General features: G+C 69.3%; 20 protein-coding genes. 5 read left to right on the forward strand and 15 right to left on the reverse strand.

The annotated features are described in order from the left end of the window. The first annotated feature begins 162 nt into the window (after nt 1-162). The 5 genes from B7R21_RS14645 (at nt 163) to sufU (ending at nt 5,648) form a co-directional block, all read left to right on the forward strand. Nucleotides 163-1,185 (forward strand): WcbI family polysaccharide biosynthesis putative acetyltransferase, encoded by a 1,023-nt coding sequence (locus tag B7R21_RS14645; RefSeq protein WP_116283970.1) that lies wholly within the window; start codon nt 163-165, stop codon nt 1,183-1,185. Continuing rightward, nucleotides 1,182-2,297, forward strand: a complete 1,116-nt coding sequence (locus B7R21_RS14650; RefSeq protein ID WP_172592188.1) for a hypothetical protein — start codon at nt 1,182-1,184, stop codon at nt 2,295-2,297. Before B7R21_RS14645 ends, B7R21_RS14650 begins: the two co-directional genes overlap by 4 nt. Continuing rightward, complete coding sequence (locus B7R21_RS14655; RefSeq protein WP_116283972.1) at nt 2,294-3,742, forward strand: glycosyltransferase family 2 protein; 1,449 nt, start codon at nt 2,294-2,296, stop codon at nt 3,740-3,742. The genes B7R21_RS14650 and B7R21_RS14655 overlap by 4 nt, the downstream gene beginning before the upstream one ends. A 77-nt stretch (nt 3,743-3,819) precedes the next feature. Next, nucleotides 3,820-5,199, forward strand: a complete 1,380-nt coding sequence (locus B7R21_RS14660; RefSeq protein WP_116283973.1) for a cysteine desulfurase — start codon at nt 3,820-3,822, stop codon at nt 5,197-5,199. Then, nucleotides 5,196-5,648 (forward strand): Fe-S cluster assembly sulfur transfer protein SufU, encoded by a 453-nt coding sequence (gene sufU, locus B7R21_RS14665; protein ID WP_116283974.1) that lies wholly within the window; start codon nt 5,196-5,198, stop codon nt 5,646-5,648. The genes B7R21_RS14660 and sufU overlap by 4 nt, the downstream gene beginning before the upstream one ends. A gap of 352 nt (nt 5,649-6,000) precedes the next feature. On the opposite strand, the gene B7R21_RS14670 is transcribed toward sufU, so the two are convergent. The 15 genes from B7R21_RS14670 to B7R21_RS14740 all read right to left on the reverse strand — a co-directional run bounded on the left by B7R21_RS14670 (nt 6,001) and on the right by B7R21_RS14740 (nt 20,908). After that, a complete protein-coding gene (locus tag B7R21_RS14670) occupies nt 6,001-6,711 on the reverse strand; it encodes an esterase/lipase family protein (RefSeq protein ID WP_253259834.1) in 711 nt (236 codons plus the stop codon). Further along, entirely contained in the window at nt 6,708-7,658 is a 951-nt protein-coding gene (locus B7R21_RS14675) for an alpha/beta fold hydrolase (protein WP_116283975.1), read from the reverse strand. Before B7R21_RS14675 ends, B7R21_RS14670 begins: the two co-directional genes overlap by 4 nt. 3 nt (nt 7,659-7,661) lie before the next feature. Beyond that, complete coding sequence (locus B7R21_RS14680; protein WP_116283976.1) at nt 7,662-7,943, reverse strand: hypothetical protein; 282 nt, start codon at nt 7,941-7,943, stop codon at nt 7,662-7,664. Between the two features lie 105 nt (nt 7,944-8,048). Further along, nucleotides 8,049-8,369 carry a hypothetical protein gene (locus B7R21_RS14685; protein WP_147305903.1) on the reverse strand — a complete coding sequence of 107 codons (321 nt, stop codon included), beginning with the start codon at nt 8,367-8,369 and terminating at the stop codon, nt 8,049-8,051. A 105-nt stretch (nt 8,370-8,474) separates the two neighbouring features. Continuing rightward, entirely contained in the window at nt 8,475-9,194 is a 720-nt protein-coding gene (locus tag B7R21_RS14690) for a GntR family transcriptional regulator (RefSeq protein WP_116283978.1), read from the reverse strand. A 104-nt stretch (nt 9,195-9,298) separates the two neighbouring features. Further along, on the reverse strand, nt 9,299-10,390 hold the full coding sequence (locus B7R21_RS14695) for an LLM class flavin-dependent oxidoreductase (protein WP_116283979.1): 1,092 nt from the start codon (nt 10,388-10,390) through the stop codon (nt 9,299-9,301). Between the two features lie 82 nt (nt 10,391-10,472). Beyond that, entirely contained in the window at nt 10,473-11,807 is a 1,335-nt protein-coding gene (locus B7R21_RS14700) for an NtaA/DmoA family FMN-dependent monooxygenase (RefSeq protein ID WP_116283980.1), read from the reverse strand. After that, the gene (locus tag B7R21_RS14705; RefSeq protein WP_216364249.1) at nt 11,804-13,111 is read right to left on the reverse strand and encodes an NtaA/DmoA family FMN-dependent monooxygenase; all 1,308 of its coding nucleotides are present in this window, start codon (nt 13,109-13,111) and stop codon (nt 11,804-11,806) included. The genes B7R21_RS14700 and B7R21_RS14705 overlap by 4 nt, the downstream gene beginning before the upstream one ends. After that, nucleotides 13,108-13,974 (reverse strand): LLM class flavin-dependent oxidoreductase, encoded by an 867-nt coding sequence (locus B7R21_RS14710; protein WP_216364251.1) that lies wholly within the window; start codon nt 13,972-13,974, stop codon nt 13,108-13,110. The genes B7R21_RS14705 and B7R21_RS14710 overlap by 4 nt, the downstream gene beginning before the upstream one ends. Next, nucleotides 13,971-14,783: an alpha/beta fold hydrolase gene (locus tag B7R21_RS14715; protein ID WP_116283981.1), complete on the reverse strand. Its 813-nt coding sequence runs from the start codon at nt 14,781-14,783 to the stop codon at nt 13,971-13,973. The genes B7R21_RS14710 and B7R21_RS14715 overlap by 4 nt, the downstream gene beginning before the upstream one ends. Further along, nucleotides 14,783-16,090, reverse strand: coding sequence for an NtaA/DmoA family FMN-dependent monooxygenase (locus B7R21_RS14720; RefSeq protein ID WP_116283982.1), 1,308 nt, complete (start codon nt 16,088-16,090; stop codon nt 14,783-14,785). Before B7R21_RS14720 ends, B7R21_RS14715 begins: the two co-directional genes overlap by 1 nt. Nucleotides 16,091-16,163: 73 nt before the next feature. Next, a complete protein-coding gene (locus tag B7R21_RS14725; RefSeq protein WP_172592189.1) occupies nt 16,164-17,699 on the reverse strand; it encodes a sugar ABC transporter ATP-binding protein in 1,536 nt (511 codons plus the stop codon). Next, nucleotides 17,696-18,727 (reverse strand): ABC transporter permease, encoded by a 1,032-nt coding sequence (locus tag B7R21_RS14730; RefSeq protein WP_116283983.1) that lies wholly within the window; start codon nt 18,725-18,727, stop codon nt 17,696-17,698. The genes B7R21_RS14725 and B7R21_RS14730 overlap by 4 nt, the downstream gene beginning before the upstream one ends. A gap of 119 nt (nt 18,728-18,846) precedes the next feature. Then, nucleotides 18,847-19,989 carry a sugar ABC transporter substrate-binding protein gene (locus B7R21_RS14735; protein WP_116283984.1) on the reverse strand — a complete coding sequence of 381 codons (1,143 nt, stop codon included), beginning with the start codon at nt 19,987-19,989 and terminating at the stop codon, nt 18,847-18,849. A gap of 247 nt (nt 19,990-20,236) precedes the next feature. After that, nucleotides 20,237-20,908: a LuxR C-terminal-related transcriptional regulator gene (locus B7R21_RS14740; RefSeq protein ID WP_116283985.1), complete on the reverse strand. Its 672-nt coding sequence runs from the start codon at nt 20,906-20,908 to the stop codon at nt 20,237-20,239. Nucleotides 20,909-21,052 lie beyond the last annotated feature (144 nt).

Genomic DNA, 21,052 nt, shown 5'->3' on the forward strand with positions numbered 1-21,052 from the left:
CGGTAGGGTTCCTTAGCGGAAGTGGAGCCGAGGCGTGCGAATGCGGCGCAACGGGCGGTGAGTGAGGCCCGGCGTTCTCCAATGTATGACGTGGATCCTGTTCCCCCGAAAGGCAGATGGGGGGTTGACGAGAGGCAGATCCGCGCGAACCGGAAGGTGACTATGAGTGCGAGCGAACCACACCGGGGTGTACAGCAGGGGTCAACAGCGCGTCAGGTGCACTACGGCGAGTTCTACGGGCTCGTTCCCCTGCCGGATGACGCTCCCCTCGCGGTGGTCTCTGGCAACTGCCAGGCCGAATCGCTGCGGATCATGCTCGACGGTCCCGACCTCCGTACGGTGCGCATCCCACCCGTGTTCGAACTGGTCGCCTCGGACCTGCCGCACCTCGCCCGCCTGCTCGCCCGAACCCGTTTCTTCGTCTCCCAGCCGGTGCACGACGACTACCACGACCTGCCGCTCGGCACAGCCCAGCTCGCTGCACTGCTCCCGTCGGGTGCACGTGTGGTGCGGATGCCCGTGGTGCGGTTTGCGGGGCTGTATCCGTTCCACGCGATCGTTCGGCCGCCGTTCGACCTCTCGCTTGTGCCGCCGGTGGTGGAGTACCACGATCTCCGCACGGTGATGCGGGCGTGGCGGAGGCGGGAGGAGGGCGATGTGGGTGCTGGTTTAGGTGCGGGTGCTGGTGTCGGCGCGGGCGCTGATGCCGCCTCGGAGGTCGCAGCCGCGACCGTCGCAGAGGTCCGGGCCGTCGCACGGCAGTCGATTGCGGAGCTGTCGAAGCGGGAGGTGTTCCACGACACGGTCGTGCTGTCCGACCTGTTCGCCGCGCCGGACTTCGGTCTCATGCGCACCATCAACCACCCGGGCAACGCGATCTGGTCGGCCGCGGCCAGCCGGGTGCGGTCGCGGCTCTCGCTCGCCGAGCATGCGCGCGACCCTGGCCGGCCGCTCCTGAACGCGGTGCACGCGCCGCGGGAGGCCGTCGTGATCGAGGCGTTCGGGCTCGAGACCGACCCGCAGCCGGACTGGATCGTCGACGGACAAACGGTCGCAGCCTCTGACGTCGTGGCGGCCCACCTCGACTGGTACGCACAGTACCCGGCGATCATCGACGCCGCGATCGCGCGCCATCGGGGCACGCTCGAGACGCTGGGGCTGCTGGCGGCGGGGGCGCCCGCGTGAGGGCGGGTGGCGGCGGAGGTGCCGGAGGTGCGGGAGGCGCCGTTCCCCGGCAACTCGTGCTCGGGTCGTTGCGGCATGCCGTGACGAGGTACGCGTCCGATCTGGCCGAAGCGGTCGATGCGCTCATGGGTGCCGCAGATTCCCCGCGAGCAGTGGCACCGGCAGTGGGCGCGGCAGGCAGCGCAGTGAGGGTCGAGACCGCCGGCGAGGTGATCGGAGCGGTGGCGGGCATCCACAACCTGCACCTGCAGTTCACCGACCGGCTCTTCGGCCAGGCACCCGAGCTCGCTGCCGACCTGGTGGAGGAGCTCGCCAGGAGCGCACGGGTCACCGTGACGCTCCACGACCTGCCGCAGCCGTCGGATGGGGCGAAGAACCTTCCCCGGCGCGCCGCCGCGTATGCCCGAGTGGCCGAGGCGGCAGCGGGAGTGGTGTGCAACAGCCGGCACGAGGCCCTGCTGCTCGCCGAGTACTCCGCGCCTCATCTGACGCGCGAGGTCGCCGTGATCCCGCTGCCCGTCGGGGCTGGTGGCAGCGCTATGGCGTCGGTGCCTGTGGCGACCCCGATGCCGCTGCCGATGCCGTTGCCGCTGCGCGAGGAGGCCGCGATCCTCGGATTCTTCTACCCGGGTAAGGGGCACGCCGAACTCATCGACGCCGTCGCCCGGAGCGGGCTCGATGTCACCGTCACGGCCCTCGGCACCGCCGCGCCCGGGCACGAGGCCGAGCTCGCCGCTGTCTCTCTCTCGGCGAGAGAGGTCGGTGTGCGCTTCGAGTGCACCGGGTACCTCACCGACGCCGAACTGCTCGAACGATGCCACCGAATCGCCGTGCCGGTTGCGGCCCACCAGCACCTCTCTGCCTCCGCCTCGATCAACACCTGGATCGAGGCGGGCCGGCGTCCGCTCGTTCCGACTGGCCGTTACACCCGCGAGTTGGATGAGCTCCGCCCCGGCACAGTGACGCTGTACGACCCCGACCTGCTCCCCCTGGCTCTCGCCGTGGCGGCCGCCGAGCCGGCGTCGACCTGGATCGCGCCCGGAACGAGCATCCGCCCACACCCGGCAGACACCGCCGAGCGGTACCTCGCGTGGTGGCAGGGCCTCGGATGAGCGGGGCAGCGCCGAACAGCCAGCCTGAGGAAGCCCCCGGCGGCGGAGCCTCCCGCGGCATCCCACCCCGCGGCGGAGCACCCCGCGGCATCCCACCCCGCGGCATCCCCCTTCGCGGCAACGACTGGAGCCCGCTCGACGGACGTACCCCGGCCGAACCGCCGTCGATCTCGGTGATCGTCGCCCACTACAACCAGCAGGCGGAGCTCGACCGCACGCTCGCCGCCCTCAGCCGCCAGACCCATCCCGCCGACCGCACCGAGGTGATCGTGGTGGACGACGGCTCCATCGAACCGCCGCGGGTGCCGCCCGGAGTGCGGGTGCTGCGCCAGGATGACCGGGGCTTTCGCCTGGCCGCCGCCCGCAACCTCGGAGCGGGGTCGGCCGGTGGCGACATCCTCTGCTTCCTCGATGCTGACACGGCGCCCGAGCCCGGCTACCTCGACGCTCTCACGCGCCTGCCCGCGCTCTCTCCCGACGTGGTGGCGGTCGGCCTCAGGCGGCACAGCGACTTCACGGGCCTGTCCGTCGACGCACCGGTCGAGATCGAGGCGCCGCCCCGCGAGTTGCCCTCCCCCGAGTGGTTGCAGCGTGCCTACGCCGACTCGCTGAACCTGCTGGTGTCGGATGACCGTTCCTACCGATTCATCATCGGCGCGGTCATCGCCTGCAGCCGGGTGCTGTTCGAGGAGGTCGGCGGTTTCGACGAGACCTTCACCGAGTACGGGGGTGAGGACTGGGAGTGGGCCCACCGCGCCTGGACCGCCGGCGCGGTCTTCGCACACGTTCCCGCTGCCGTGGCGTGGCACGACGGGCCGGAGTGGGCGGGCCGCGAGGGTGACACCGCGGGTCTTGCACAGAAGAACATCGAGACGCTGGCGCTCGCTGCGCGGATACCCGTCGCTGGCTCGCGACCGTCGGCGATACGGCTGGGCGGCGACGTGATGCGGGGCACGAGCACTGAGCCCGGAAGCGGCGCGATGCAGGGCACGCCAGCGCGTGTTCCCACAACCGATGTGCTGGTAAGCATCCACACTGCCCCATCCCTTGCAGCGCTTGTGATCTGCGTCGACACGGTGCTGCAGGCGATTCCCGGTGCAATCGTTCGGGTTCCGGCGGCCTTCACAGCCGCTCTGGCGTCGGATGATCGCATCGGCCCTCTCGAACGAGCCGTGTCGTCGCGCCTCACCGTCGAGGTGCCCGTCGCCGTGCGTTTCGACGTGCCCGAACTGCGTGCCGCGGTCGAACGGGTGACGGTGGAACAGCTCGGCTCGCTCGAACTCACCGACGGCAGTCGGATCGCTCTGCTCACCTCCCAGCGGGCACTCTCGCGGGAGGCGCGGTGGGGGCGACACGATCTGTTCCCGCACCTGTCCGCGACGTGCTCAGCCCGTCCCCTCGCCGACGAGCCCGGTCTCGCGGCGTACTTCGGCGGCTGGGGCTGAGGCGCTGCGTCACGAAGGGCCCCCGGCCCGAGGCGCTGTCTAGACTGGGAGGGCATCAGAAAGCAGAGGTCCGGTCGATGACCACCACGCCCGCAACAGCCGTCGCATCACGAGCCGGCAGAGCCGCAACCCCCGCCGAACCCTTCACCGCCGCCGAGCTCGAGGCACTGCGCGCCGACTTCCCGATCCTTCGCGAACAGGTGAACGGGCATCCACTCGTCTACCTCGACTCGGGCGCGACCTCGCAGAAACCGCTCGCCGTGCTCGACGCCGAGCGCGACTACTACCTCCGCCAGAACTCCGCCGTGCACCGGGGCGCGCACACGCTCGCGGCCGAGGCCACGGAGCTGTTCGAAGATGCCCGGCACGCCGTCGCGCGCTTCGTCGGAGCAGGCGACGACGAGATCGTCTGGACGTCGAACGCCACCGAGGCGATCAACCTCGTCGCCTACGCGATGTCGAATGCCAGCGTCGGCCGCGGCGGGCCGGCAGCCGAACGGTTCGCCCTGCGGCCGGGCGACGAGATCGTCGTGACCGAGATGGAGCACCACGCGAACCTCCTGCCGTGGCAGGAACTCGCGGCCCGGACGGGAGCGACGCTGCGGTTCATCCCGCTCGCCGACGACGGCACGCTGCGCCTCGACCTCGCGCCAGACCTCATCGGCGAACGAACGAGAGTCGTCGCCTTCACCCACGTGTCGAACGTGCTCGGAACCATCAATCCCGTTGCCGACCTCGTGGCCCTCGCCCACGGTGTCGGTGCACTCGTGCTGCTGGATGCCTGCCAGTCCGCCCCGCACCTGGCCCTCGATCTCCATGCGCTGGATGTCGACTTCGCCGCGTTCTCGGGCCACAAGATGCTTGCTCCCACCGGAATCGGCGTGCTCTACGGCCGCCGCGAACTGCTCAACGCACTCCCTCCGTTTTTGACCGGCGGGTCGATGATCACGACGGTCACGATGGACGGCGCAGAATACCTGCCCGCCCCGCAACGTTTCGAGGCCGGAACCCAGCGCGTCTCGCAGGCCATCGCGCTCGGCGCGGCCGTCGGCTACCTCGAGGCAGTGGGCATCGACCGCATCGAGGCGCACGAAGCCCTCCTCGGCCAGCGCCTCGTCGAGGGCCTCAGCGCGATCGACGGCGTCACCGTGCTGGGCCCGGCGGCCGGCCGCGAACGGGTGGGGCTTGCGAGTTTCGAGGTTGCGGGCATCCACTCGCACGACGTCGGCCAGTTCCTGGATGACCGGGGCATCGCCGTGCGCGTCGGCCACCACTGCGCGCAGCCGCTGCACCGGCGCTTCGGCGTGACGGCGTCGACCCGCGCCAGCGCGTACCTCTACAACACGCAGGCCGAGGTGGACGAGTTCCTCGCCGGAGTCGCCGACGCCATCACGTTCTTCGCCCCGCCCGCTGTGCAGGCGGCGCCCGCGACCGGTGATCAGGATGCCCGCGCATGAGCTCGGGCGAACTGCAGGGTCTCTACCAGCAGGTCATCCTCGACCATTCTCGTGAGAAGCACGGTTTCGGGCTGCTGCCGGAGGGCGACGCCGAGTCGCACCAGGTGAACCCGACGTGCGGTGACGAGATCACGCTGCAGGTGCATCTGGCCGCCGACGGCTCCGTCTCGCGGCTGGCTTGGGAGGGGCAGGGCTGTTCGATCTCGCAGGCCTCCGCCTCGCTGCTCTCCGACCTCGCGCCCGGCGTCGATGTGCCGGGGATGCGCGAACGGATCGACTCCTTCCGCACCGCAATGCGTTCGAAGGGCCAGATCGAGCCCGACGAGGACCTGCTCGGCGACGCCGTCGTGCTCGGCGGCACGTCGCGGTACATCGCCCGCGTGAAGTGCGCGATGCTCGCCTGGGTCGCCCTCGAGGATGCCCTGTTGAAGCTGCCCGCGCGCGCGTAGCGCGCCCGCGGGGCCCGCACCGCGGGCACGTCTCGCGCCCTCGTCATCGCGGCCACGTCCCGCGCCCTCGTCACCGGGGCGCGCCCTCCTCGGCACGCTTACGGGAGGATCTGGGCCACCGCAGGGTCGCAGAGAGCACCACAGAGGCTCAGATCCTCCCGTAGGGCGAAGACGAACCGCATCGGCCGCGCGCTCGAGCGCCGAGCGAATGCCCTGGCTCGATGATCGGAAAGGAACGTGGGGTCCGACACCCCGGATGATTCTTGGTGGATACGGGTGCCCTGGCAACGTCGTGTGGGCCCAGGGTCGGCGGCGCGGGCGTCAGCGAACGGCGGGCGCGGCGGCGCGGGCGTCAGCGCACGGCGGGCGCGGCGGCGCGCGCCAGCACCGCCGCGACCGTGCGCGGGTCGGCCAGCACGCGGAAGTGGCCGCCCGTGTCGAGCCGCACGTTCTCGGCTCCGGCGAGTGCGCTGCCCTCGGGGATGTGCGGGTCGAAGACGCCGAACACAGAGACGATCCGCGCGTTCGCACTGAGGTCCCGGCCGAGGGCGGAGAGTCCGGCATCCGTCGCCCGGAACGCGCGGAGCGACCGCAACGGCAGGAACCGTGCGTAGCGGGATCCCCCGAACGGCGCCGCCACCGCGACCATCCCGTCGATGCGGGAGGCCGTCGACGGCTGCAACATGAGGCGCTTGCCGACCAGCCCGCCCTTGCTGTGCGCCACGATCACCACCCCGCGGAGGTCGCGCGGGAGAAGGTAGTCGGCGACGATCCGTGCGGCCGCGTCGAGCGGTACCCGGTTGTTCTGCAGCGCCGTCACCACGTGCACCGGATGCCCGGCCGAGTGCAGCGCCTCGATCGTCGGCCGGAGGAACTGCCACGTCTCGAAGATGCCCGGAATCACGAGAACGGGTCGCGCGCTGCCGGTGAGGTACTGGCGCGGGTCGGCCCGCGAGATCGCAGCCCGCGCCTGCCACATCACCGCGTAGAGGTAGTCGAGCGCCCACCAGCGCGCCTCGGCAAGCACCCGCCCGCCCCGCGAGCCCCAGATGCGGCCGATCACCGGGATTCCTCCTCGGCAGGATGCGCACCCTCCACACCCGCGGCGCCCGCCGCGGTCGCGGCAGCGGCCACACGCGATGCACCCTCCGCTGTCGCCGCGGTCGCCGAACCGTCCGCAGCCTGCGCACCCGCCGCAGTCGCCACATCGGCCGCGGCCGGAATGCCCGCCCCGCCCCGCGACGCCCCCGCCCCGGGCGCCGTCGCCCGCACCAGGCCCAGGATCTGCGCCGCCACACGGCGCGGCGCCGTGAGATGCACGACGTGGCGCTGCCCGCGCACTTCGACGAGCCGGGTACCCGGAACCGACCCCGCCACGGCGGCGCACCACTCGTGCCGGGCGATGGGATCATCCGTTCCGCGCACCACCAGCACCGGAACCCGCACCCCCGAGAGCCGCTCCCGCAGCGGGTAGGCGAGCATCGGCGACGTCTCCCGAAGGAACCACCGGAGGCCCGCCCGCGCGGTGTCGGCGAGGGCAATGCGCTTGACGAACAACGGCTCCCCGAGGCTGTCGCGCGCCAGAGCGGCGGCCTGTCGCAGCAGGGTGTCGCGAGACGGGTCGACGACCGGTGCGATGAGTACGAGGTGGGAGACGAGCTCCGGACGCTGCAGCGCCAACTCGGTCACGATCTGGGCACCCATCGAGTGCCCGATCAGCACGGCATCCGCCAGGTGCAACGCGTCGAACACCCGTCCGATCATGCTCGCGTAGGCTTCGATGCTGAGCGGATGCCCGGGGGTTTGCATCCCGCCGAAGCCGGGCAGGTCGAGCGAGAGCGACTCCCCCGCCAGCGCGAGTTCGTCCTGCAGCCTTGTGCTGTACCGGTGCGAGGAGCCGATACCGTGCACGATGACGAACACCGGGCGGCTCATCCGCCCCTCGAGGCTGCTCTGCACCACCCGGAACTGCAGCCCACCGACGCTGAGCAGACGACCCGCTGCGATCACAGGTCAGCCGCCCGGGCGGTAGGGGGCGTCGTCGCGTACGTCGATGCGCTTCGTGTGCGGTGCCACCTCGGTGACGTCGATGCGCGGTACCGCGTCGTGCTCGTCGGCCTTCGGCGCTGTCAGGAGTTGTTCGCGGCGCTCTGCGGCGAAGTCGGCATCGTCTGCGGCGAAGTCGGCATCGTCAGCGGCAGCGTTCTCGGCGTCTGTCGGGTTCTCGGCGTCTGTCGGGTTCTCGGCGTCTGTCGGGTTCTCGGCGTCTGTCGGATTCTCAGTGTCTGCGGGCACGCACCAACGCTAACCCGTGGAACGATTTCGCTGAGGGGGTTGCGCCTCGCGGGGCGGGCGTTCGTGAGGGCGCGATCCTCAGTCGTCTCGCCCCCTGCGGAGTCCCTACGAGTCCCCGCCCACAGCCGGCTCCCCTACGAACGTGTGCGCCTCGCCGGCGAGCTCCGGCCAGAGCTGCTGGTCGTCGACACGCACCCAGTCGCGGGCCGGGCTGCCGTCGGCGGCGTGCGCCCGGGCGATGCCGCGCTCCCGCAGGTCGGCGCCACGCGCGGCGGGCAGCTCGACGATGAGGTCGTCGCCGTCGAGGAACGCAAAGACCGTGCCGTGCACCGTGAGACCGTCGCCGGTCACGGCCACCCCCTCCTCATCGCGCATCAGAAGAGCGAGGTTCTCGTAGCTCTCGGTTGCCGCAACGGAACTGACCATGTCTCTGCCTCCCAGCAGCTCGAACGACGGCACCGCGGGAGTGCGCGGCGCCCTCCCACGCTAGAGCAGAACGGTCCAGAGCAGAACGGTCTGGAGCAGAACGGTCTAGAGCAGAACCGTCGCCACCGGGAAGGTCACGCTGTCGGCGCGGTAGTACGAGAACGCGTACTCCTGCGGCAGGCCTCGCCCGTCGACCAGCACCTGTTCCCGCACCAGTACCGGCGAGCCGGTCGGGATGCCCAGCATCTTCGCCGTCGCCGCCTCGCAGGCGGTCGCGTCGATCACCGAGCGGATCTCCTTCAGCGGCGATCCGTACACGAATTCGAACGCCTCCGCGAGGCTCGGGAAGTGTTCCCAGGTGGCTGGCTGCTCGAACTCCCGTCGGAAGTAGGCGATGCGAACCCCGAACGGATCCCCGTCGTTGTAGAAGCAGTGCTCGACGAGGCCGACGTACTCCTCGTCGGTCTGGAGGTTCTCGGCGATCGTCGCGGTGGAGTGCACCGTGCGGTAGTCGGTGCGGATGACCGAGAACCGGTTCGACGACTTCCACGGCAGGATGTCGTCGACCGGGAGCTGCATCACCGCGGCCGTGATCTTCGTGCCCGCCCGTCGCTGGCGGCTCACCCGGCCCTCGGCGGCCAGAAGCTGGAGGGCCTCCCGCACCGCGGTGCGGGTGATGCCGAGCGAGCGGATGAGGGTGTCCTCCACCAGCTTCTCGTCGGCCACGATGTCACCCGAGCGGATCAGAGCCTTGATCTGGTCGTAGGCTCGCCTGGTCTGGTTGCTCGAGGCCGCGGTGCCCACAGGGGGTCGGGCGTCTGGCATGTACCCTCCCGACGATGAGACTGCCTGTGACGAATTCTGGGTCTGAGGGTACCAATCTGTCGTTTCGAACATGTGACCGCGACCTGACAATGCGGCGGGCCCGCTCACGTCGTCGTCATGAGCGGCACGACCTTCTCGGCGAACCGCACGACGTCGACCTCGTAGTCCGCGAAGGTGAGGGCGGCCAGCGTCACGCCGGCCTCGGTGTCGAGGGCGTCGAGGTAGGCCGCGATGCGCGCGTATGAACCGACGATGTGTGGGGAGTACCAACAGGAACCCGAGAGATAGGTCGCCCGCTCCGGGTGTTCGAACACGATCTCGGGCACATCCTCCGTGCGGGAATCGTGCTGCTGGGCGGCAGCGGTTCCCGAGCGGTCGTTGCTGGCGGCGGCGAGCATGCCCGCGGCGGCCCCCAGATCGACGCCCGCCATGTAGTGCCGGGCCTGGACGATGGCCTCCTCATCGGTCTCGGCCATGATGATGCCGAGCAGCACCGCGCTCTCGCACGTGCGACCGTTCAGGTCGAGCCGCTCCAGGAGCGCATCCCGGGCGACCTTCAGCACCTCCTGCGGGCCGAGGATGAAGTTCACGTCGGCGTGGGCCGCGGCCACGTCGAGGCTCGCCGCCGACTGGCCGGGCACGACGACCGTGATCGGGTGCGCCGGTTTCGGCTGCACGATGCAGTCGTCGAGGTCGAAGAACCGGCCGTGGTGGGTGACCCGCCCGGTGTCCCAGAGCTTGCGCATCACCTCCACGAATTCGCCGCTGTAGACGTAGCGGTCGCTGTAGTACTCGTCGCTCGGCCAGAGCCCCATCTGCTCGTACTCGAAACGGTTCCAGCCGGCCACGATGTTGACCCCGAACCGACCGTTCGACGCGTCGTCGAGCGTGGAGACGGTGCGGGCGATCATGGCGGGGTTCGCCGCGGGCACCCCCACCGACGCCCAGAGCTTGACGGTCGACGTCGCCTCGACGAGGGCGGCCATCAGCGCGGTCGACTCGACGGCGTGGTTCCAGAAGTCGGTCTCGCCGCCGAATCCACGATATTTCACCATCGACAGCACGAAGTCGTAGCCGTGGGTCTCCGCATCGACGGTGATCTGCCGGTTCAGCGCATAGGTCGGCATGTACTGCGGCGAGTTCACCGAATAGATGTACCCATTGTTCGTGGTGGGGAGGAACACTCCGCATTTCATGTGGCGCTCGATTCTGTCGGGTGGATGTCGCGGAGTGGATGTCGCGGGCCGGATGTCGCGGGCCGGATGTCGCGGGCCGGGCTCAGTGCTCGAGCAGGTTCTCGCGGAGCGTCGTCCCGGAATACCCGTCGCGGATCAGCCCCCGCCGCCGGAGCGCCGGCGCCAACCCGTCGGCGACCTCCGCCATGTTCCGCCTGGTCGTCGGCAGGTAGAACAGGAACCCGTCGCCGCCCACCTCGTCCATGATCTCGCCCATCCTGGCCGCGACCGTGTCGGGGCTGCCGACCAGGCCGAGGTCGGTGATCTGGTACGACGTCGCCACGACTTCCCTGAGCGACAGATCGGCCGAGTTCTGGAAGATCGCCGCCACCGAGCTGTTCTCGCCGTTCTGCCGGCTGAAGTCGATGTCCCGGATGAGCGTATCGGGGTCGATCGCCCCGAAGTCGATGCGGCCACCGCTGGTGTACGACATGTTCCAGAGGTTGTACTCGATCGAGGCGTCGCTGAGACGAGCGGCCGCCATGGCCTTCTTCTTCTCCTGGGCCTCGGCATCCGTCTCGGCGATCACCGGTGTGACGAGGAAGAGGAACTTCACCGCATCCGGGTCCCGACCATAGACGGCGACCCGGCGACGCATGTCGAGCCGGTACTCCTTCATCTCCTCGACGCTCTTGCTGAGCGACATCATCGTGTCGTCGTAGCGGGCGGCGAGGTCGCGCCCGGCCTCGGATCCCCCGGCCGACGCGATCGGCGGCCGGCCCTGCGGCCCCGGGATCGTGTTCAGCGGACCGCGGGAGGAGAAGTACTTTCCGACGAAGTCGATCGGCTGCACCTTCGTGTGGTCGGCGTAGACCGCGTTCCAAACGTCGGCGAGCACCGCGCCGGGCTTCCACGAACCCTGCAACTGCTGTACGACATCCACCCATTCCTGAGCCATCAGGTAGCGCTCGTCGTGCTCGAAATGCTCGGCATACCCGTAGTTCTGCGCGACCCTGTCGGTGACACTGGTCACGACGTTCATCCCGACCCGCCCCTCGGTGAGGTGGTCGAGAGTTGCGAAGAGCCGGGCGGCGAGGTAGGGCGGGTACTGGATGACCGAGGCCGTCGGGATGATCCCGATGTGCTTGGTGCGCTGGGTCATCAGCGGCACCAACGGCATCGGGTCGTTCTTCGGGGCCATGAAGCCGCGCCGGAGCGAGGTCTCCGCGGTGCCCTGGTAGCTGTCCTCCACCATGGCCGTGTCTTCGATCAGGATGTAGTCGAAGCCCGCGCGCTCCATCGAGGTCGCGAGATCCACGTAGATGTCGGGCTTCATCCAGTCGGTGACGTTCGATCCGGTCCAGAGACCGTCACCGCCCTTCTCGCTCCAGGGCTGGATGCCGAAGCCTGCGCCGAGAAACCAGCCGAGGTGGATCATGTCGTGCTCCTGAGTGTGTCGTTCGTGAGTCGGTCGTGGAAGGTACCGGGGCCGTAGCCGCTCTGGGCGAGCCCCCGGCGTTGCAGTTCGGGTACGAGGCCGTCGAGCACGTCGTCGAGGTAGTGCCGGCTGATCAGCCCGCCGCCCCCGTGGAAGAGCAGGAAGCCGTCGCCGCCGACCTGGTCGATGGCCGCCTCCATCTCATCGGCGACGCTCTCCGGCGTACCGACGAGCCGGAGCGAGGTGGACTCCCCCTTGCCCGACATCGCCTCACGCAGTGATGACCCGCGGGTCATCTTCTTCATGCCCTCGAGGATGCTCTGGGCTCCGTTCGTCGTGGCGTCTTCGGGAATCGGCGCATCCAGGTCGTACTCGGCGAAGTCGATCTCGGCGATGTTCGACAGCTGCACCAGGCGCCGCAAAAAGTTGTCGCCCTCGGCCGAGTACATGCGCGCCTCCTTGTCCTCCGCCTCGGCGACGCTCTCCCCGAGGATCGGCGTCACCATGTACAGCACCTTCGTCGCATCCGGGTCGGTGCCGGCCGCCTCCGCGCGCCTCCGGATGCCGTCGCGGTAGGCCTTCATCGCATCGATTCCGCTCGGCACCGACACGATCAGGTCGGCCCATTTCGCCGCGAAGTCCATGCCCGACGACGAGCCGCCGGCCTGGCAGAGCACGGGACGGCGCTGAACCAGCGGGGTGGTGCCCGGGGCATCCAGCGCGAAGGAGCGGCCCTCGAAGACCGCCCGGCCCCGGGCATCCGGAACCGCGCCCGCCCGCCAGAGAGACGAGACCGCCCGCAGGTACTCATCGGCCCGGGCGTAGCGTTCGTCGTGTTCCCAGAGCGTGTCGAGGCCGATGTTGCGGGCGGCGAGATCCTCGAACGAGGTCACCACATTCCAGCCCGCACGCCCGTCGGAGAGCTGGTCGAGAGTCGCCTGCAGCTGGGCGATGCGGTGCGGCGGGTAGAGACTCGTCGACATCGTGGTGACGATGCCGAGCGAGGTGGTGGCCGCGGCGATCGCGGCGGCCAGGGGCAGAGGATCGTGTTTCGGCGCCTTCACTGTCGCCTTGAATTCGGCCTCCATCGTGCCGCCGAAGTTCTCGGGCACCACGCTCGAATCCTCGAGCATGATCAGGTCGATGGATGATCTCTCGAGCGCCCGCGCCATGTCGATGTAGAACTGGCCGTCGGTCCAGCCGGTCACGTTCGGGCCGGCCCAGGGCCGGTTCCAGGCGGTCGGCATGTAGTTGACGAACCAGCCGAGGATCATCCGCCTGCGGGCGGTGCTGTCGAGGCTCATGCGTTCTCTCCCGGTGTCCAGGCGAAGCGCGCCTCGGGAAGTCCGAGACGGTCGCGGAGCAGCGTGGCGGGGTCACGCGCCTCCACCAGCGCCGGCAGCACACCGTGGATCAGCTGGCCGGCGAGCGCGCCGTCGGCCACTCCCGTGACGAGATACCCGTCGGCGGCCGTGGGCGGCGGCGCGAGGGCAGCCTCTCCGCGCACCTCCAGCAGCACTCGGCACCCCGCCTCCTGTGCCCCGTCGACGTCAGCCTCGGTGGCGGCGATCACCACGTCGGCCACGGCTGCCGCGCCGCTGCCTGAGGCCGCGAACACGACGGGCCGGCCCTGCGGCGAGCGCGGCATGTTGAGCGGGCCGCGCACCGAGAAGAAGTCACCGCGGTGGTTCGTGACGTGCACCTTCGCCGGATCGACGTACTGGCCGCGCGCGACGTCGGCGACGAGGGCCCCGGGTTCCCACGAGTTCCAGAGCGCGAACACCGCGGCCAGGTAGTCGTCGGCCGCCTGTTCGAGGGCGAGATCATCGGTGACCCCCGACGCGTTCCAGCGGTCGGTGTCGTCGGTCGAGCTGAACGTCGGCGCTGCGGTGTCGACGAACCAGCCCGCACGGCCCGAGGTGAGCGCGTCGAGCGTTCCGAGCGCCCGCGCGGTGTGGAACGGCGGCTGCAGCCACGGCATCAGAGTCGGCACGAGGCCGATCGACGGTGCGCGCCTGCTGGCCGCACCCGCGATGAGGATGGGGTCGGGCGACGCGAGCGACTCGCAGGGCAGCAGTGCGGCATCCGCGCCGGCCGCGTCGAGCGCCGCGATGAGGTCGAGCTGGGCGCGCACGGGCGCCTGTTCGAGGCGCCAGGCGACGATCACCGCGGCACCTGCTTGAGAAAGTCGAGGTAGGTGCCCGCGACCAGCTGTGGCTGCTGGTCGAGCACGTAGGCGCCCGCCGCCAGCTCGTGGTACCGGATGCCGGGGCGGGCGGCGAGCGTGGCGCCGGCGTAGGGGTGAAGCACGTCGGCCGTGCCGCTGAACAGCACCGCCGGGCATCCGGTTGCGGCCAGCTGCGAACCCAGGTCGGCGCCGAAGACGGCGAGGTACGCCTCGTGCCAGCGCTCCCCCGCGCCGAGCTTGTCCACCACCTCACGCTGGCGGAGGGCGAGGCCCGGCGGGTAGGCGTCCGGGTCGCCGTCGATGGCCGCGACCTGCTGCCAGGCGATGCCGAGGTGGGAGCCCTCATCGTCGACCGTCATGCCGTGCACGGAGGCGTGCCACCGCGCGGCCTCATCCTGGGAGAGCACGAGGCCGCCGATCATCCCGAGGCTCAGCACCCGGCCGGGGTCGGCTGCGGCCACCGCGATGGCGATGGCCGCGCCGGTGTGGTGCCCGAGGAGGTGGAATTCCCGGGCATCCACTGCCGAGGCCACGTCGAGCACGACGTCAGCCCACTCCCCGAAGCTGTAGGGCGCGGCGGGCGTGTACGAACTCCCGAAGCCCGGGGTGTCGAGAGCGACGAAACGGTAGGTCGCGAGCGGCGAGCCACCCAGTGCCTCCACGAACGACTCGAACATCGCCGACGACGCGGCCGTCTGGTGCAGCAGCAGCACGACCTCCTCCCCCGTGCCGGCCGTACGCACGTGCACCTGTCCGGCGCTCGTGTCGACGTACCCGCGGCGCATCATCAGAAGGAGTGCAGGTTCTCGAGCAGGGTCTTGTGCGAGTAGTCGTTCCGCATGAGACCGCGTCTCTGCAGCGCCGGAGCGACCCCGTCGGTCATCTCGGAGATGTACTGGCGGCTGATCGGCTGGCCGTAGATGAGAAACCCGTCGCCGCCCACCTCCTGCATGAACTCGTCCATCTGGCTGGCGATCGCATCGGGCGTGCCGACCATCTCGGTCGTCTGCACGCGCATCCCACTGAACCCCTCGCGGATGGTCTTGCCACCGAGCTGCTTCCGCCAGATCTCGAACTGGCTCTGGTGACCGTTCGTCGAGAGGTCGTCGGGGATGGGCTGGTCGGGGTCGAACTGCGAGAAGTCGATCTCGGTGAGCGCGCCGAAGTGAGCCATCTGCACCTCGAAGTTCTGCTGCTTGCGGGCGTACCATGCCTCGTTCTTCGCCTGCGCGTCAGCCATCGTCTCGCCGACGATCGGGTAGACCACCGAGAAGACCTTGATGTCGTCGGGGTTCCGGCCGAACGACTCGGCCCGGCGACGGATGTCGGCGCGGTACGCCTTCGCACCGGCGGCCTCATTCGGGATGGTCAGGATCACATCGGCGTACTGCGCGGCGAAGTCCCGGCCGCGGGGCGATCCACCGGCCTGGCAGATGACCGGGCCGCCGTTGGGGCCGGCTGGAAGGTTCAGCGGGCCGCGGGTCTTGTAGTACGTGCCCTCGTAGTTCACCGGGTTCACCTTCGTGAAGTCGGTGTAGTAGCCGCTCTCGGCGTCGGCGAGGATGGCGCCCTCCTCCCACGAGCCCCAGAGCGCCTTGGCCGCGAGCATGAACTCCTCGGCCATGTCGTAGCGGAGGTCGTGCTCGGGCAGCTTGTCCATCCCGTAGTTCTTCGCGGCGAGGTCTTCGCTCGACGTCACGACGTTCCAGCCGACGCGGCCGCCCGAGAGATTGTTGATCGTCGCGAACTGCCGGGCCAGCTGGTACGGGTGGTAGAACGTCGTCGAGGCGGTAGCGATGATGCCGATGTGCTGGGTGGCCTTCGCGAGCATCGCGGCCGTCGCCACCGGATCCATCTTCGGCGCGTAGCGGGCGTGCTTCAGCTCGATCTCCGAGGTGCCCTGATAGATGTCCGACACCATCAGCGAGTCCTCGAGCATGATGAAGTCGAAACCGGCGCGCTCGAGGTTTCGCACCATGTCGATGTGGAACGAGCCGTCGAACCAGGTCTTCGGGTCGTTGCCCGGGTAGGGCGACTTCCATTCGGGAGCGGTGAGGTTGGCGAACCAGCCGAGACGGAACGGGTCAGCAGACATAGCGGTACTTCCTTAGGGTGTGGTGCGGGTGTTCTTTCGGTCAGGTTCGAAGGGCCGGATGCGCGGCCCGTGCTCACGCGGCCGCGGAGATCTCCGACGGGGCGGCCTCGCAGGCCTCCAGGAGCGCATGCTCGGTGAGGCCGCCGCTGCCCCGGGTGAGCTCGGCGATGACCTCACCGTGGTGGAGCACGATCACGCGGTGGCAGATCGCCGCGAGCTGTTCGTGGTCGCCCGAGAACACCACCACCGCGCTGCCGGCGGCTGCGGCATCCATCGCGTCGCCCAGCAACGCCTTCGCGGCGCCCGGATCGACGCCCTGGGTGGGCTCGTCGAGCAGCAGCACGCCGGGGTTCAGCTGCAACCACTTCGCGAAGACGATCTTCTGCTGGTTGCCGCCGCTGAATGCCGCGAGCGCGTAGTCGGGGCGGTTCGGGGTGACCTGCACGTTGCCCATCAGCTCGGTGGCGCGCTTCCGGAGTGCCGGGCCGCGGATGCCGAAGAGGGCTGAGAACGACCCGATCACCGGAAGAGTGACGTTCTCCTCGGCGGTGCCCGCGATCCAGACCCCGTCGCGGAGCCGGTTGCCGGGCACCAGGGCCACACCGGCCGCGATCGCCGCCGACGGGGTGCTGAACTCGGCTCGGCTGCCGTCGATGGAATAGCCACCGGCGGTCGCCTTCTGTTCACCGCACAGCAGGAACGGCAGTTCCTCCTGGCCCATGCCGGCGAGTCCCGTGACGCCGACCACTTCGCCGCCGTGGGCTGTGAAGCTCACATTCGATACCCGGTCGCCGCTCAGGCCCTCGACGCTCAGCCGGGTGGGGCCGCCCGCAAAGGCCGGGGGCACGGGGAAGAAGTCGTCCATCCGGCGGCCGAGCATATGGGCGACCAGCTCGGCGCGACTGGTGTCGGAGATCGCCACGTGCACGACATCCCGGCCGGCGCGCATCACGGTGGCGCGGTCGCAGACGTCCATCACCTCGGAGAGGCGATGGCTCACGAAGATGACACCGGCACCGAGGTCGGCGACCCGGCGCATCAGCACCAGCAGCCGGTCGGCCTCGGGCTTCGAGAGCGCGGCGGTCGGTTCATCCAGAATGAAGAGCTGCTTGTCGCTCTCGGTGTCCATCAGGCGCATCGCCCGGGCCACGGCGAGCAGCGCGCGCTCGGCGGGGCTGAGGGTGGAGACCTCGGCGTCGAGGTCGAAGCGCACGCCCAGCCGCTCCATCAGCTCCTCGTAGATCGCCTTCTCACGTCTCACGTTCACCGGGGCGAGCAACCGGGTGCCGTAGCGGGCATTGATGCCGAGGTTCTCGAGCACGGTCATCGATTCGACCAGGCCGATGTCCTGGTGGATGACCGCGATACCGCGGGTGTGCGGGTCGATCGTCGGCATCGCGAGCGGTTCACCGAACACGTCGACACTCCCGCTGTCGGGTACGACCACTCCGGTCAGGCTCTTCACGAGCGTGCTCTTGCCGCAGCCGTTCTGGCCGAGCAGGGCGTGCACCTCACCGGCCCGCACCGTGAGCGAGACGTCTTCGAGGGCGACCGAGCCACCGTACGACTTCGCGAGATTCCGCACCTCGAGGGCGAAAGGGGCGCTCACTTCGCCTGACCTCCGCCGCGCCGGCTGCCCGCGATCTTCGCGGCGGTCACCGCGACCATCAGCGCCACGCCGTAGAAGACGTTCGAGACCCAGGTCTGTGCTCCGAGGAGCTGCAGGGCGGTGATGCCCACGGTCAGCAGGTAGAGCGCTGCGACTGTGCCGAAGGCGTTGAACCGGCCGACCGAGATGGCCGTTGCCCCCAGGAAGGCTGCGGCGAACGGCTGCAGCATGTACTGGCCGCCCACACTCGGGTCGACCGCGCCGAAGTAGCCGATGAAGCAGATGCCGATGAACGACGCCAGGAGTCCGGAGACGATGTACGCGCCGGCACGGATGCGGTTGACCGGCACTCCCGAGAGACGGGCCGCGTTGCGATTGCCGCCGATGAAGAGCGTGTAACGGCCGAGCGGTGTGCGCTGGTAGACGTACCAGAGCACGATCACGAGGATCCAGGCGTACCAGGTGATCAGCGGGATGCCGAGCAGCTGCGAGCGGGCGAAGTCCACGAAGCCGTCGGGGATGCCCGAGATGATCCGGCTGTTCGTGATGAGGTACGACAGGCCGCTGAGTGCGGTGAACGAACCGAGCGTCGCGACGAACGAGTCCACGCCGATCCTGACCACCAGCAGCGCGTTGATGAGGCCGACGATCACGCCGAGGGCGAGCCCGGCGAGGATGGCCAGCGGTGCCGGGACGCCGAGCTTCACCAGCTGCGCCACGATGGCGCCCGTGGCGACCATGGTCTGGGCGATCGAGAGGTCGAAGTCGCCGAGGCGCAGGATGACCGTGGCGGTGAGCCCGAGAAGGAGCACGAGCGACTGCGCGTTCACCATCGTGGTGAACAGTGACGCCGTGCGGAACTGCGGGAAGATGATGATGCAGGCAATCACCAGCACGGCGAGTCCCCCCACGAGGGCCCAGCGTTCGGTGAAGCCGGCCCACGAGAACTGCGACTTCGGCGGTGCGGTGAAGTCGTGTTTCAGCGGCGGCGGGTTCGTGGCTGTCGGCGTGGCGGTTGAAGCGCTCATGCGTGCGGCTCTCTCCTGGTGATGGTTGGGGTGCGAACGACGGGAGGGTGCGGGGGGGGTGTGGTGTGGCCGGGCGACCTGTTCGGGATGATCGCATCGCCCGGCCACAGCGGTGCTGCCTAGCTCTTCCAGGCGGTGGTGAACGCGTCGGCGTACCCGTCGTACTCAGGGAAGGTCGATGAGGCCGAACCGTCACCGACATTGGTCGAGTCGATCATCCGGGTCGGGATCACGTAGTCGAGCAGGGCCGAGCCGGTCATCTCGCGGGCGATGTCGTCGAAGGCCGCCCAGCCGATCCAGGCGGTGGGAGGCATTGCCGTCGTCATGGCCTGGTCGCCGGCCACGATCGCGTCGAGGTTGACCTGGAGGCCGTCACGACTCAGCACTTTGGCCTTGGAGTTGGCCGCGGCGAGCACGGGTGCCACGAACGGGGTCGCGCTGTCCCACACGGGGTAGACGTAGTTCACGTTCTGGTCCTTCTGCAGGGCCGTTCCGAGCTGGCTGCCGATGTCGGTGGAGACGTTCGCCACGTCGACGTTCAGGCCCGTGAACGTGCAGTCCTCGGGGCAGTACTCGTCGAACACGCTCTTGGCACCGTCGTACATCTTCTGCCACACGCCGACCGAGCTGGAGTAGAGCGAGACGATGTCGGCCGTGCATCCGGAGTCCACCAGGGCCCACTTGGCGGCGTTCTCGCCGTCCTTCGTGAAGTCGGAGGTGAAGTTGTCGTACATGCCCGCGGGAACGGGGTCGCTCGGGTCGCTGTTCAGGGTGTTCTGGATGGGGATGCCCGCAGCGGTCGCCTCCTGCAGGGCCGAGCTCACCACGGCGGGATCGATACCGACGAGGATGATGCCGCCGGCGTTCTGGGCGATCGCCTGCTGGATGCCCTCGTTGAAGCGGTTCGCGGCGCCCTGGCCGTCGTAGGTGACGATCTTCACGCCCGCCGCGTCGGCAGCAGCCTGCACACCCGTGGCCATGTCGGTCGAGAACTGGTTCATGCTGACGGTGATGAACCACACGGTCTTGCCGGAGAGCTTTGCCAGGTCGAGCGGTGCGGTGGGTGCGACCAGCGCGGTGACGGCGGTCGAGGCCTCGACATCGGCCTTGACGGCGGCGACGCAGGCCGTCTGCGCTGAGGTGAGCTCCGCTGTCGCGGTGCTCGCCGCAGAGGAGGATCCAGTGGCTGAGGTGCACGCAGCAAGCGAGACCGACACCCCCACGACGAGCACGAGGCTCGCGGCCAGTTTCGGGAATTTCATTCGGAACTCCAAGAGAGTAAGAGGTGCTCGGGTAGTTGTTCCAGTGAAGTGGGGCCCGGTTTCCCCGCAGTATCTACCCGATTAAGTGCCTATTACGCAGCGACCCCCGTGTTTCCAACAGCGCACTCCGAGAAGAAGGGCCGGTCAGGGGGCGGTTTCGGCGGCGTTGTTCGTACCGTGCTGGCGGGTCGGCCGAATAACGCGGCTCACCGTGGGGAAAACGCGGTGGGCGGCGTGCGCCGGAGAGTCAGGATTCGAAGCGCTCGAGCCGCTGCCGGTCATCCGGCCCGATCAGCCCACTGCGGATCGCCTCCTCGCGGAGTGCCACTTTCGTGCCGACGTCGATTCCCGCCAGCCGGTACTTCCGGCGGATCCGTTTGAGGTGCGACTTCGCGGTCTCCTCGCTGATGTGCAGCAGCGTCGCGATCCGTTTCGCCGAGTCTCCCGAACTGTAGAGGGCCATCACCCGCCGTTCCTGCGCCGACAGCCGCGACGCGTCGTCGCCCGCCTCGAGGTGCGGGACCAACCGGGCAGACACGAAGGTCGCACCGGAGTGGGCAGCATGCACGGCCAGCACGATGTTCTCGGCCTGCTCGCTCTTCACGAGGTAGCCGAGGGCGCCGGCGGCGAGCGCTTCACGCACGACAGCCGGCTTGGAGTAGGTGCTCATCACCACCGTCCTGACGCCGACGGTGCAGAGGGCCCGGAGTTTGACCGAGATCGGCAGGTTGTCGCGCAGGTCGAGGTCGAGCAGTACGACATCCACCGGGAACTGCGGATGCGCCAGCAGATCGGGCCAGCTGCTCACCGCGGCGACGAGCTCGATGTCGGTGGTCGCGGCCCTGATCCACTCGCCGAGGGCGGTCAGGAGCATCCGGTGGTCATCGACGATCGCGAGTCGGATTCCCGTTGCTGCCATACAGGCATCCTGCCAGATCGGCGGGAGCCATCCTGTCGGAACGACACCCGGAAGGGGGGCGCGGGCGGGCGACGACCGCCACCGTGCGCTCCGGGTTCCCCCGGAGTAGATTTCAGAGGTGACGACACGTTCTGGGGCCAGCCG

The sequence above is a fragment of the Subtercola boreus genome (genome assembly GCF_003399625.1).
GTDB lineage: Bacteria > Actinomycetota > Actinomycetes > Actinomycetales > Microbacteriaceae > Subtercola > Subtercola boreus_C.